Source organism: Gracilibacillus salitolerans (genome assembly GCF_009650095.1).
Lineage (GTDB): Bacteria > Bacillota > Bacilli > Bacillales > Amphibacillaceae > Gracilibacillus > Gracilibacillus salitolerans.
Map to the genome: position 1 here is coordinate 4983416 of NZ_CP045915.1, position 13264 is coordinate 4996679.

General features: G+C 37.0%; 12 protein-coding genes. 1 reads left to right on the forward strand and 11 read right to left on the reverse strand.

All coding sequences use genetic code 11. The features are described 5' to 3' along the window. Positions 1–12: 12 nt before the first annotated feature. The 3 genes from GI584_RS23250 to GI584_RS23260 form a co-directional block, all read right to left on the reverse strand. The gene (locus GI584_RS23250; RefSeq protein WP_153792800.1) at positions 13–840 is read right to left on the reverse strand and encodes a carbohydrate ABC transporter permease; all 828 of its coding nucleotides are present in this window, start codon (positions 838–840) and stop codon (positions 13–15) included. An 18-nt stretch (positions 841–858) separates the two neighbouring features. Further along, positions 859–1761 carry a carbohydrate ABC transporter permease gene (locus GI584_RS23255; protein WP_153792801.1) on the reverse strand — a complete coding sequence of 301 codons (903 nt, stop codon included), beginning with the start codon at positions 1759–1761 and terminating at the stop codon, positions 859–861. Between the two features lie 123 nt (positions 1762–1884). Next, positions 1885–3183, reverse strand: coding sequence for an ABC transporter substrate-binding protein (locus tag GI584_RS23260; protein ID WP_228552451.1), 1299 nt, complete (start codon positions 3181–3183; stop codon positions 1885–1887). Positions 3184–3400: 217 nt separating this feature from the next. Here GI584_RS23260 and GI584_RS23265 point away from each other — a divergent pair, with 217 nt between their 5' ends. Further along, positions 3401–4654 (forward strand): ROK family transcriptional regulator, encoded by a 1254-nt coding sequence (locus GI584_RS23265; protein WP_153792803.1) that lies wholly within the window; start codon positions 3401–3403, stop codon positions 4652–4654. A gap of 407 nt (positions 4655–5061) precedes the next feature. Here GI584_RS23265 and GI584_RS23270 read toward each other — a convergent pair whose 3' ends face one another. From GI584_RS23270 to GI584_RS23305, 8 genes are all read right to left on the reverse strand, one after another. After that, a complete protein-coding gene (locus GI584_RS23270) occupies positions 5062–5937 on the reverse strand; it encodes a sugar phosphate isomerase/epimerase family protein (RefSeq protein ID WP_153792804.1) in 876 nt (291 codons plus the stop codon). Between the two features lie 4 nt (positions 5938–5941). Continuing rightward, positions 5942–6796, reverse strand: a complete 855-nt coding sequence (locus GI584_RS23275) for a sugar phosphate isomerase/epimerase family protein (RefSeq protein WP_153792805.1) — start codon at positions 6794–6796, stop codon at positions 5942–5944. A 14-nt stretch (positions 6797–6810) separates the two neighbouring features. Then, positions 6811–7875, reverse strand: coding sequence for a Gfo/Idh/MocA family protein (locus GI584_RS23280; protein WP_153792806.1), 1065 nt, complete (start codon positions 7873–7875; stop codon positions 6811–6813). Further along, the gene (locus GI584_RS23285; RefSeq protein WP_153792807.1) at positions 7872–8348 is read right to left on the reverse strand and encodes a GNAT family N-acetyltransferase; all 477 of its coding nucleotides are present in this window, start codon (positions 8346–8348) and stop codon (positions 7872–7874) included. The genes GI584_RS23280 and GI584_RS23285 overlap by 4 nt, the downstream gene beginning before the upstream one ends. A gap of 25 nt (positions 8349–8373) precedes the next feature. Further along, positions 8374–9249, reverse strand: coding sequence for a carbohydrate ABC transporter permease (locus GI584_RS23290; RefSeq protein ID WP_100358494.1), 876 nt, complete (start codon positions 9247–9249; stop codon positions 8374–8376). Beyond that, entirely contained in the window at positions 9249–10139 is an 891-nt protein-coding gene (locus GI584_RS23295; protein ID WP_100358493.1) for a carbohydrate ABC transporter permease, read from the reverse strand. The genes GI584_RS23290 and GI584_RS23295 overlap by 1 nt, the downstream gene beginning before the upstream one ends. A gap of 91 nt (positions 10140–10230) precedes the next feature. Further along, positions 10231–11559, reverse strand: a complete 1329-nt coding sequence (locus GI584_RS23300) for an extracellular solute-binding protein (RefSeq protein ID WP_153792808.1) — start codon at positions 11557–11559, stop codon at positions 10231–10233. Positions 11560–11746: 187 nt separating this feature from the next. Further along, the gene (locus GI584_RS23305) at positions 11747–13264 is read right to left on the reverse strand and encodes a response regulator (protein ID WP_153792809.1); all 1518 of its coding nucleotides are present in this window, start codon (positions 13262–13264) and stop codon (positions 11747–11749) included.

The following is a 13264-nucleotide window of genomic DNA, read 5'->3' on the forward strand; positions in this document are numbered from 1 at the left end:
ATCCCTCCGAGTTTATGATTTTACTGATCCACTTGTTAATCCTTCGATAAAATGTCTACTTGCAAGTATAAAAGCGATAAAAATTGGAAGAACACTGATAGAAGTTCCTAACATAATACCAGCAACATCTGTACCAGATTGTGTCGTCAAATTAGTTAACGCTAAAGGTATCGTAAATTTTTCTGTAGTATTTAAAATAATTAATGGTAATTGGAAATTTTGCCATGAATTTAAAAAAGATAAAATTGCCAACGCACCGAGACCTGGGCGAATTAATGGAATAACCATCTGAATATAAATTCGAAAATCAGAGGCGCCATCTATTTTACATGCTTCATATAATTCATCAGGTACAGCTTGTTTTATATATTGATACATCCAGAAAACGCCAAACGGATACGCTGCAGTTGGGATAATTAATGGCCAATGTGTATCAATCCAACCAAGCCACTTCATCTCCATAAACCATGGAATAATTCCTGCTAATGGCGGTACCATAATGGATGCAATCACTAGCAAAAAAATCGCTCTGTTTCCCGGTGCATTAGTGAACCGAGCAAAACCATAGGCTGCAAATGAACAAACAAACAATATTAATAAAGCATTTGAAGTGGCAACATACACACTATTCCAAAGATTCATGAAAAAGGGAATTTGAGCCAATAAATTCTCAAAGTTAGTAAGAAGTTCTGCTCCCGGCAATAATGGAGGAGGAAAGCTGTATATATCTGTTTTTGAATTGGTAGATAATATAAACATCCAAATTAAAGGAAAAATAAAAAGTGACATTAACATAATCACAAACAAGTATGATATATATTTACTAGCTATTTTTTCCATAAATTAAACCGCTCCCTGTTATGTTCTATTTCTTAAAAATCTCGCATTTACAAGGGTAACCAGCAGAATCAACATAAATAATACATAGGACTGTGCAGCAGCCAGCCCAAAATTAAAATACTCAAAGCCAGTTTGATATAAATACATTCCCATGCTAATCCCAGAGTTGTTCACTCCACCTGTTCCTTGTGTAAGCACATATGGTTCATCAAATACTTGAATTCCACCAACAGTTGCTGTAATCACACTTACTAATAAAATGGGAGCCATAAGAGGTAGTGTGATGTTTTTGATCGTTTGAATGACATTCGCACCATCTATTTTTGCTGCATCATACAACTCACTCGGAATGGTTTGTAATCCAGCAATATATAAAATAAAGTGATATCCTGTCCATCTCCATATGATAATAAGAACGATTAAAGGTTTAATCCAAAATTGTGAACGTAACCATTCATAAGAAAATACTCCATCTGTAAATAAGCTAATAAAAGAGTTAACGATACCTGCATTTGTAGAAAATATAACACTGATCATAATAGCTGTAAGAGCTGGTGCAACTAGAAGAGGAAACAAAAATACAACTCTAAAAAACCCTTTAGCCCTATGAATGTAGTGATTCACTAAGTAAGCTAAAATAAAAGCAAGACCAAGTGTTAAAATAGTAGAAAAAAACCAAATATAAATCGTGTTATAAATGGATTTTATAAAGACTGGATCATTAAAAAGTTGTGTATAGTTATCAATCCCCACAAACTCAGGTACGCCAACACCATTCCATTTTGTAAAACCTAAAAAGAATGATGCTACAATTGGAAATAAACTAAACATACAAAATAAAATTAAAAAAGGAGCAACGCTTATATAGAACATTTTATTTTGTTTCATTCTATGAGATATAGAACCAGCAACTTGCTTCATAGATAAACCACCTTTTTATTTCAGGTTTATGGTAGAGCGGTGATTAACAACCGCTCTATTTTTAAATGAAGTTACGATCTATTATTTAATAAAGTTTAGATTCATTGTTATAAAGCTCTCATATTATTGTGTTTTTGCTTCAATTTCTTGTTTTGCCTGTTCCAAAGCTTGTTCAACTTCCATATCACCTAATGTTATATTGGTAAGCATACTATTTACACCATCTGTTGCTACTGGATCGTTCTCCGTTACGTATGGTGCAGCCATTTCTTCAGCAACTACTTGAAAAATTTCATTTGTAACCTGTCCGCCAAAGAAAGAACTTTCATTATTCATCCAATCTTCATCGACGGCATCTAAATAAGCAGGATATAGTTCGTCTTGTTCGTACATTGCTTGTAAGTTTTCTGAATTCTGAGTAACAAATTGTACGAATTTCCAAGCGGCGTCTTTATTCTCTCCTTCTTTCGGAATTCCGATAAAATCTCCACCCTGGTCATATGCTGAAGTTCCTAGATACGCGGGTGCATAAGTTACTCCCCATTCTCCTTCAGCACCTTCCGTATTGTTTTTTAAGTATTTACCGAACCAGTTTCCAAATAAAAATGTAGCAATGCTCCCTTGTTGAATTGCAGCATTCCATTCAGGTGAATACTGCTCAAAAGGAGAGAACGCACCCATGTCACCCAATTGCTCAACAGTATCATATACATACATAAAATGTTCATTGTCAATTTGTAATTCATTATTTTCATTATAGTAAGCTGTTTCTGCCTGTTGAGTAACTGCATTCAATATTTCAGGTGGAACTCCTAACATCCATTGCTCACCTTCAACTGTCAAATCTTCTGCTACGTTTACATAATCCTCCCAAGTAGCCATCAGTTCATGTACTCCTTCAGGATCTGTTGGTAATCCAGCTTCTTCGAAAATAGGCTTATTATAAAACATGGCAGCTGGTGCAGAATTTTTCGGAAGTGCGAAAATGTAACCATCATCGTTTGTTACATAATCCCAAAAATAATCCAGGTAATCCTCCGATAGTTCACCTGCGTTATACGGTTCTTGGCTGAGATCTTCAAATAATTCTAAGTTTTTAATATTTACCACATCATTTATCTCGACCATCGCTACATCAGGGACATCTCCCCCTATAAGTGCCGAAGAAAGTTTATCTGCATATTGATCTTGACCAAACCCTTGCACAGTAACGTTTATATTCGGATATTCTTCTTGAAAAAGTGGTATAGTAATATCTTCAAATGTTTGATCGTTATTAGGCCAGGTCCAGACTGTTAAATCAACTGTTTCATCATCTGATTCATTGTCTGCATCGTTTTCACTACTACCATTTAAATCGGCTGCATCCTCAGAACAAGCGCTCAGAATAAATAAAACCATTAAACAAAATAAAACCCACATCTTCTTCAATGTAACCCTCTCCCTTTTTTGAAAGCGTTTTCTAATATCACAAGACCATTATATAAAGTCACTTTAATAAAGTCAACTTATTTTTGATGGTTTTATTTAATTTGAACGAATTTATCGATTTGCTTGATTGTTATTTACGCATTTTATAAACTAAAATAGTAAAGTAACTTTAATATTATATTTATGTTATATATGAGGAGATGCAAGTATGTACTATGCCAAGCAGAGGATCAGTAAAGACATGATGAAGCAGTACAATCAGAAATTAGTTTTGCGTATTTTAATGAAAGAAGGTGCTGTATCTAAATCGACATTATCTAAAATCACAGGACTTACCTTACCAGCTATTACTGATATTGTAGACTCTTTAGAGCAATATAGATTGATTAAAAATATAGGTGAGTCGAAAACTAATAGAGGGAGATTTCCTACTTTATATAAAATAGAAGAAAATGTTTTAAAAGTTATTGGAATAGGAATCACTTCTAAACAACTTAACGTTTCTTTCTATAATTTGAATGGGGGAGAATTAGCCTATTATTCAGAAGGATTACCAAAAAATACGTCACCAGATAATATTATCAGTAAAATCACTTTAGTAATTAATGATTTGTTAACGAAACACGGTTTTCAAAAATCTGAAATATTAGGTGTTGGGGTTGGTATGCATGGCATTGTAGATTTTAAAAGAGGTGTAGCGATTTATCCCCCACATTTAGACTGGGAGAACGTACCTATCAAAGAAAAACTAGAAGAACAAACGGGCTTACCTGTTTTAGTGGATAATGATTGTAATGCATTAACTTTAGCAGAATCTTGGTTTGGAAAGGCACAAGAAGAAAATTCTTTTATCGTGGTCAATGTTGACTACGGTATCGGTGCAGGTATTATGATTGATAGAAAAATATTTCATGGAATAGATTTTGGAGCAGGTCAGATTGGACATACCATCGTAAATGATGATGGACCTTTATGTTCATGCGGTAATTATGGCTGTCTAGAAGCTCTAGCAAGTGAAAATTCTATTGTGGAGCAAGTGAAAAAAAAGATCAAAAAAGGGTTTCCTTCTATCATAAACGATGAGAAAAAAATATTAGATAAAATGACAATAACGGATGTTTACGATGCTGTCGCAAAAGATGACACATTAGTGATAAACGTTGTAGAGGAAGCTGCTAGATATGTAGGAATTGCTGTCTCAACATTAGTTAATATCATCAACCCAGAGAAAATCATCCTAACAGGAAGCCTTGTTCAGCAAGTACCTGATCCCATTTTTAACTGCTTAGTCGACTCTTTTTCAAAAAACGCCTTAAAAACAAACACTAAGAAATTAGAAGTTGTGAAATCAGATTTACAAGATAATGCCATCCCATTAGGAGCAGCAAGCCAATGGATTAATGAACTACTTCTTGGAACATTACCATTGAATCGGGAGATAGAGACTGCACAAGAGCAGTAAGAAGGTATAGTTCGTTTAACTGCTTATTAATTTTATCTTGTAACTTCACCTTTGAAGTAGCCTGCCTAATCATAAAAAGAGTTTGCATATTCTGTTTTCTGAATTAAGCTCTCAATCAACCATAAATGGGGATATTTCTTTTACACTTTCCTATTTTTTTGAAACATATCCTATTTTAAATGAATAGTTTTCCCTAAATACATTTCAAAAATATGGTATTGCTTGATGATACAGCAAGCATATGTGAGTTCGATCAGAGATATCTAATTTACAACTAGTTTAGACAAACTACCTTAAACTTATATTAAGTAATACTATATAGGTTTCATGACAAACAATACCACAGTTCAAACACACTGTGGTAAAGCCTATTATATATACATGGTCCCCCCTATGTTTCATTTCTTTTATCGCACCTTTTGACGTGCTTGTAAATATTCAACCGCTTGTTTTATGTTCTCAAAAGCATTAGTTTCTGCTTCTCGTTCTATAATTAAATGTCCTACGTAACCGATATCTTCAAGAGCCTTAAAGTACTGATCGAAGGGGACTTCTCCTTGTCCTAGAGATGTTTCCCTAAATCCAGTTCCTTTCTCAACCATATCAGCAATCGCATCATGGCTCATCGGCTTATAGCCAAGTGCACCATAAACATCACGAGGATCAACTTGACCTAATTTCTTTCCATCCTTTACATGTGTGTGGACGATGTAGTCCTTCAGTGTATAAACACCTTGTACAGGGTCATCGCCAGTGACCATGACCATATTTGCTGGATCAAAATTTACAGACACACCATTGGTTGGTAATTGATCGAGAAATGCTTTAAGACGTGAGGCTGGTTCAGGACCCGTCTCGATTGCAAAATGCGCTTGTAACGATGTTGCAAAATCCCCAAGCGCTTCACACGCATCATACATGCTATGATAAATCTCATTTTTTTGCTCTGGCACAATACCAATATGTGTAGTTACAATAGGACTACCGAGCTCAACAGCCAATTCAAGGATTCTTTTTGACTTATCTACTTTTTCAGCGTTGACACTTCTATCCTGAAAACCGTGTCCTTCCAAATCTCCACATAATGCAGATATCGTTAGATTATTCGCTTCAAGTTCTTCCTTTAGTCTTTTTTTCGTATCTGATGTAATAGTAGCTGGGTCCATCTCGCCAGATACAGCATAAAGCTGTACACTTTGAACATTTAATTTCCCTGCTAATCTTAGTCCCTCCCAGAGGTCCTTTTGAAATCCATCTGCAATGACACCAATTGGATTATAAATAAGATTATGCCTCCTTTTTTAGCCTGTTTTTTACATAGGAAAATCCATAAGCTGTTCCGTCCATACAGTTTTCCATTCCTTCAAATTCAATCGATATCCAGCTGTCGTAATCACTTGCTGATATGGTCGAAAGAATTTCATTTATTGGTAAGTCACCTTGACCAACGATCGAGCCTCTTATTTTCTTCCCACCAGCTGTCTCGATCCATCCTTCTTGCAATTGGTTGTTTTGCTCACGAACATAAAAATCTTTCAAATGAACCATTGATGCATATGGCAAACATTTTTTCACAGCAATGGATGTGTCCTCATCAACACAAGCAAAATTGCCAACATCTAAAGTCAAACGGAAATTAGGATGATTCACGCGTTCGAGTAATGCAAGCACGCGATCACTACCTTGTAAATAAAACCCATGATTTTCAATAGAAGTGACAATACCATATGATGCCGCATAAGTCGTAATCTCTCTGCATGCATCTGCCACTTGGTCTAGGTCACGAATAAATGTTGTGATTGTCCCGTTTGTCCTGCTAGCCGCATCATGTCGCATATGTTTGACATTTAATGCATGGGCGATATCGACATGGTGCTTCACGCGCTCGATTTCCTTCTGAAACGCTTGCTTATCGTCTGTAACAAAGTTTGCACTTATCGCATAATTGGAAATCTCTAATCCTACTTCTTCCGCTTGTTTACGAATAGTGGTTGCCGTCTCTAACGATACCTCAAATCCATGTGGTACGATCTCTACATGTGTTGCACCAATTTCCTTTATCCATTGGAATATGTCGGTTACTGTTATTCCGTCATACCGTAACGCCTGTAATAAACTGTAGGAGCTTACACCAAACTTCATTTTACCGAATCCTCCTATTCCTGTAGGATAATTTCTCGATTTTTCTCTGCAGAATCATAGATTCCATGGAGAATTCTCATCATCTGTACACCATCTTCTAATGAACTGATTGGCGTTTCACCAGTAAAGCAACAAGTAACAAAGTGTTCAATTTCTTTTGCGAATGCTTTCTTCACATCCAGTTTCGGCGAATCTGTTTGTGGATAAATATTTAACATCGTGTTGTGTTGCTCTGTCATAAATTTAAGCTCTGGCTCGATTTCTAATCCACCTTTGGTTCCATATAGCTTGATACCCATTTCATCCTTGGAGGCATGCAGTGAATAACTGACATCAACAAACAAAGATGCACCGTTAGCAAACCGTATCATTGCATTTGCTAAGTCTTCTACATTATTTTTATTCGGATCATAGTCCGCTGCCTTGTAAAAGGTGACATAGTCAATATTTGATCGATTTCCTAGCTTGTCATATTTATTTGCACTGATAGATACTGGCTTCGGTTTACCCATCAAATACCAGCAAAGATCAATGACATGAACACCAATATCAATGAGAGGACCTCCACCAGATTTTTCTTTGTCTGCAAACCAACCACCTGGGTTACCTACTCTACGCAGAAAAGATGCTTTGGCATAATAGAATTCACCAAACATGCCACCATCTACGAATTCTTTTACCATCTCGGCATTCGGATCAAAGCGTCTGACTACACCAACTTGGACAACCTTACCCGAACGGTTTGCTACCTCTTGAATCTCTTCCGCTTCTTCTACAGTAATAGCAAGTGGCTTTTCAACGAGTACATGCTTCCCCGCTTCAAGTGCTGCAATGGTGATTGCAGCATGTGTGTAATTCCAAGTACAAATACTGACAGCATCAAGTTCTTCTAGCTGCAACATCTCGTTATAATCCTCAAACACATATTCCGCTTGGTAATTTGCAGCGACCTGCTCCGCTCGTGCTTTTTGCATATCACAAATCGCATAAACCTCTACATTGTTTAACTTATGATAGGCATCGAGGTGCTCATGAGAAATGGATCCCGTCCCTATTATCCCAACCTTTAACTGACTCATTGTACATCCTCCTTCCTTTGTAACATTCCTTTATATGCGCCATTATCAGAGTCCGGTATTTCAATCGCTCCTACTGCCTTTTTGTAAAAATCAACAGGTCCTGCACCACCGATGATTGCATAGGCATAGCCTCTTCGCTTTAGATCTTCTAAGCTTTCCAACAAAAGCGCACGGCCTATTCCTTTGCCCCTCGCCTCTTCAACTACTCCAGTTGGGCCAAAAAAGTTCAAGTAAGTGACATCAAAGCATGCAAACCCGAGTATGTCACCATTTTGAACTGCGATCAGACACGATGCAGGTGTTTGTGAACAGGCTACATCGCATTCACTCGCCCATTTTTCAGAAAAATGTTCACGAACCCATTGTACTACTAGATGTTTTTCTGGTGGTAAAGGCTTTCGAATTATCCAATCCTTGTTTGTATCCGGTTGATAAAGCCCCAAATTATATAGAGGTACAAGCATATCACTCATCTCTAGAAAAACCTCCTCCTAGCTATTATCCTTTCACTGCTCCCGAAACCATTCCTTTCATAATCTGTTCTTGGAAAAATACATACATAATAATTGTCGGAATGACTGCGATTGCCATCGCCGCCATTGTTAGTCCGTAATCAGTACTATATCCATCTGAAAAGATAGATAAGCTCAATGGTAGTGTTTTTAGTTTAGAATCATTGATAAATACAAGCGCAAATACAAATTCATTCCAATAGCGTAAAAATGCTAATATAGCGACAGTCGACATTGCTGGTACGGAAAGTGGAAGCATCATTCGAAAGAAAATCCCCCAATAGCCAACCCCATCCATAACTGCCGCTTCTTCTATTTCCTTAGGGATACTTGCCATATAGGCAGTAATTAGAAATATTGATATTGGTAATTCAAAAGCAGTATACGGTAAAATTAAAGCCCAATACGTGTTTAACATCCCCACTTGATTCATTAAAATAAATAATGGAACGAGTGTACTATGAATGGGAATTAACATACCTAGTAAAAAAAACACCATCAGAAAGCCTTTAAAGCGAAATTTGAATCGTGACAACGCATAGGCAGTCAGTGCTCCAAGGAATACAGTTAAAACAGTCGCTATTACCGTTACAACAGTTGAGTTAATCATTGCTCTACCCATATCTGCTACTTCCCATGCGCGGGTAATATTATCAAACGTCCACTCCCTTGGTAGTGCATATGGAAACTGAAAAAATTCCTCATTCGTTTTAAAAGCACTAATCATCAGCCAATACAGCGGATAGATCATAAGCAAGGAAAATACAGCCAAAAATATGGTTTTTAAAGCTCGAAAGATGGCATTTTTAGTACGCAGTTTAATAGAAGAAATTTCTTCTATTAGTACATTGTTTTGTTCCATTAAATGCCCACTCCTTCTTCTTCTTTTCTCTTCATGACTACTTGACTTATTAGAATGAGTACTAAACTAATAATAATAATCATCGTTGATACTGCAGAACCATAGCCATATCGGTAAGTCATAAAGGTGTTGTTATACATATAAGTTGCTAACAACTCCGTTGATTGAGCCGGCCCACCACCAGTCATAACGAAAACTTGATCAAAAGCTTTCAAACTACCAGAAATACATAACACAATAACAACTTTAATGGTTGTCCACATCATAGGAAGTGTGACGTAAAAAAGTTTCTTTGCTCCATTAGCACCATCCATTTTGGCAGCCTCTTCTATTTCTGATGGGATATTTTGAATGGCTGCGATGAAAATAATTAAATACGGTCCAATGTAGTTCCAAATAATCGGTATCGAGACTGCATACATATTAACACTCGGATCTGAAAGCCATGCACGCGTCCATGACTCTAGACCAATAGCTGTTAAAAATGAATTCACAATTCCGAATTGAGGGTTATAAATATACCCCCAAATTAAACCAACAACGACCGTTGAAATAACCATTGGTAAAAATACGGCTGAACGAACAAACCTTTGAAAAAAAGTTGTTTTACGGAGCATCAGTGCTAATATTAATGCGATAGGTACTTGACCAAATACTGAAGCTGCAACAATAATCATATTGTTTTTAAGCGCTCGCCAGAAGATGGGATCTTTAACAACATCAATGTAATTCGTCCATCCGATAAATGTTGCCTCACTAATTCCAGACCAACTAAAGAATCCATAATAACCAGACCAGAATATTGGTACAATAACGATAAAAGTATAAAGCAACAAGGCTGGAAGTAAGGTAACCACCAGCAAGAATTTTACTTTTAATACATTCTGCATGCTACCCCTCCCTTTTGTTTTAAGTTTTAAATTTATCTAGCGGACACCAGATTACCAATATAGCTAAGGCTGGTGCCCGTCTAGCATCTATTTAGTCCAGCGATTGTGCTTGTGCCTTTTGCAGTTTTTCTGCTACTGCTTCTGGATCTCCACCTAACATAATTTCTTGTAAACCATTGTTAATAGATTCACCAGCTGAAGCAGATAAATATAAGTCATATACCGGAGCGAATTCGACACCTTTAACTAAGTTAAACGCCTCATAAAATAAAGGACTTACTTTTTCTTGATCAATATCGACATCATACATAACCATAGAGTTACTTTCTGCAATAGCTTTTTGTGCTTCCGCATTACTCAATGCATAGATAAGCTTAAGAGCAGACTCTTTTTCAGGTCCCTCTGCTTTACTATTGAGTAAGAATCCACCCCCAGGTCCACCAGTAATGGTGTTCGCTCGACCTTCTCCTTCTTCAATGCTCGGAACGACAGTTACACCAATATTTTCTAAAATATTTTCATCTCCAGAGCTTGCTAAACTACTAATGGTCCACGAACCATTAATCATCATCCCCGCATTTCCTTGTGCAAAGAATTGCTCCGCTTGAGTATTATCGATACTATTAGCACCTTCTTGGTAAGCGCCTGCATCGACTAATTGTTTGAAGTATTCAAGTGCCTCAACAAAAATAGGATCAGTAAAAGATGCATCCTCCTGAGCAACTGCATCAAAGAACCAATCTGAACCGGTGACACGATCAGCAATTGCACCAAATGTAGTAGATTGCGCTACCCATGGAGCCTGGTTACCCATAGCCAATGGAGTAATACCTTGCTCATTAAATACAGCAATCACATCCATGAACTCATCCCAGGTTTCAGGAACTTCTACATTATTCTCATCGAAAAGTTCCTTGTTATAAAAAAGGTATGAAGTAGATGACATCGCTACAGGAGCTGTATAAATCTCTCCATCATCGTACTCATATACCTCTAGAGCACCAGGTAAAAACGCTTCTTTCCATTCTGGATTCTCGTCAAACAATGAAGTAATTGGTTGAATTAAATCTCCTTCATAAAATTCATCTGTAAAGCTTCCTGGATAAGTTAAGAATACATCAGGTAATTCATTAGCTGCCGCTAGAGTACTTATTCGTTGACGATAACCATCGACAGGGATTGCTTCTTCCTCCACGATAATGTCAGGGTTATCTTCTTGGAACTGTTCAACTAATCCACGAACAACTTGTGCACGAAGGTCATCACCTGCAAAATTATGCCAAATGGACACCGTCGTTTTCTCTCTACTGTCACTTGGCTCTTGTTCACTTGCTGTTTGCTCACTATCTCCACCATCATTACTACATGCTACTAATATAAATAGTAAAAGAATCCCTAAAAATGCTAACGCCCTTTTCATACAGCTATTACCTCCTCTTTTAAATTAGTTTAATTATAGTCAATTCGAACTTTTAACTTAAGGGGAGAAATCACAGAACAAGGGTGGTTAAAATCTGACTTTTCTAAATTTAGACGAACGCAGAGCGCTCAGAGTTAGACAGATAAGCAAATTTTATACTTTCTTTTAAAAAAACAGACTGATGCTTTTAATTAGCATCAGCCTTTAATCGTTGACGATACTGTGTAGGTGTTAAGCCGAAATGTTTTTTAAACTGAGAAGTAAAGTATTTCCAATCTGAATATCCAACCTGATTAGAGACTTCCTTCACCTTAGCTGGCGTGTGAACTAGAAGTTCTACCGCCTTACTCATCCGCAATTCCGTGATGAATTCAACATAGGAAGCACCTGTCTCTTTACGGAGCATTTCACTTAAGTAGCTTGGATTCACATGTACATGATCAGCTACTTCTTGTAACGACACCGATTGATCTAATTTAATTTCCATATAATGAATCGCCAGTTGAACGTAGTTATTTTGTCGGTGAACAAGATTTTGATAGTCGTCTATTATTTTCGTAAAGGAAGGAAGGAGGAACTCTTTGTAAGAAGGGAACCATTCAGCTGGTGGTAACAGAGATTTATAGTTCTTCGTATCCTTACCAATAGAGGTTGCTATTCTATTTACAAACTGAAGCATCGAGATAAACAATGTTTGTAGATACAATTGGATCGATCCTGGTGTGGCTTGTGGATGAGAGAATAGCCAAGTGATAAGTTCATCCATAAAATTAGTAAATTCTTGATAGTTACCTGTATGGATAAAGTTAAATAGCATTTCTTCATGATCCTTCATTTTCTCTGCATACGCTATACCTCGTCTTCCTTTAATAAGCGTTAAGCTTATCATTCTTTTTTCACGTAATATCCATTGGTATAATAGAAGGGGTTTTACTTCACGATAGGAAGAAGGCAGTTCAGATAACGCCGAGACAACTGTACTTACTAACAACGGCTTACCTATTTGCTGGCTTATTTTTTTCGCTGCCATCTGTATCAAATATTCGTCTTCTAAACGAGGATCACGGGTAACAATAATAGCTATTTTATCCTCAAACTGAAGCCATTTGCCAAATACATAGGTATTCCAAAGTTTTTCCATTTTTACAATCTCCGAAATCGGAAGTTGCTTATCAACCAAAATGAACTGAAAAGCAAAAGCTCGTAGCTCTGGAATCAGCTCCTTTAATTGGTTGATCTCCTTTTGTTCATAGGTATCTTTTACAATTTTTTTAATAAGTGACGTAATACAGCGTTCCCGTTCCCCTTGCTTCCATTGCACGTGTTCCTTCGTCGCTGCAAGTCTATCTCTAGCCTTTTTTACTGCATCTAAAATAGCATCTGGTTCACTCGCTTTTAATAAATAATCACTAACACCTTGGCGCAGCGCCTCCTGGGCATAAGAGAATTCATCATATCCAGTTAAGACAATAACCTCTGCCGGAAGCTCCTGTTCGGATACATAGGCAGCTAAATCAAGTCCACTCATCCCGCTCATTCGGATGTCAGTTAGAATAATTTCCGGACAATTGTTTTCCATAACCTTGATTGCCTCTTCTGCAGATACTGCGGGTTCTAGTAACTGAAAACCGTGATCACTCCAAGATACTACCTGTCGAAGTCCTTCACGAATGATTACTTCATCATCTACAATTAGAACTCTCAC

What these genes read in the sequence shown, in the direction of transcription:
- GI584_RS23250 (WP_153792800.1), bottom strand. Translation starts at nt 840, where the DNA reads ATGGAAAAAATAGCTAGTAAATATATATCATACTTGTTTGTGATTATG.
- GI584_RS23255 (WP_153792801.1), bottom strand. Translation starts at nt 1,761, where the DNA reads ATGAAGCAAGTTGCTGGTTCTATATCTCATAGAATGAAACAAAATAAA.
- GI584_RS23260 (WP_228552451.1), bottom strand. Translation starts at nt 3,183, where the DNA reads ATGTGGGTTTTATTTTGTTTAATGGTTTTATTTATTCTGAGCGCTTGT.
- GI584_RS23265 (WP_153792803.1), top strand. Translation starts at nt 3,401, where the DNA reads ATGTACTATGCCAAGCAGAGGATCAGTAAAGACATGATGAAGCAGTAC.
- GI584_RS23275 (WP_153792805.1), bottom strand. Translation starts at nt 6,796, where the DNA reads ATGAAGTTTGGTGTAAGCTCCTACAGTTTATTACAGGCGTTACGGTAT.
- GI584_RS23280 (WP_153792806.1), bottom strand. Translation starts at nt 7,875, where the DNA reads ATGAGTCAGTTAAAGGTTGGGATAATAGGGACGGGATCCATTTCTCAT.
- GI584_RS23285 (WP_153792807.1), bottom strand. Translation starts at nt 8,348, where the DNA reads ATGAGTGATATGCTTGTACCTCTATATAATTTGGGGCTTTATCAACCG.
- GI584_RS23290 (WP_100358494.1), bottom strand. Translation starts at nt 9,249, where the DNA reads ATGGAACAAAACAATGTACTAATAGAAGAAATTTCTTCTATTAAACTG.
- GI584_RS23295 (WP_100358493.1), bottom strand. Translation starts at nt 10,139, where the DNA reads ATGCAGAATGTATTAAAAGTAAAATTCTTGCTGGTGGTTACCTTACTT.
- GI584_RS23300 (WP_153792808.1), bottom strand. Translation starts at nt 11,559, where the DNA reads ATGAAAAGGGCGTTAGCATTTTTAGGGATTCTTTTACTATTTATATTA.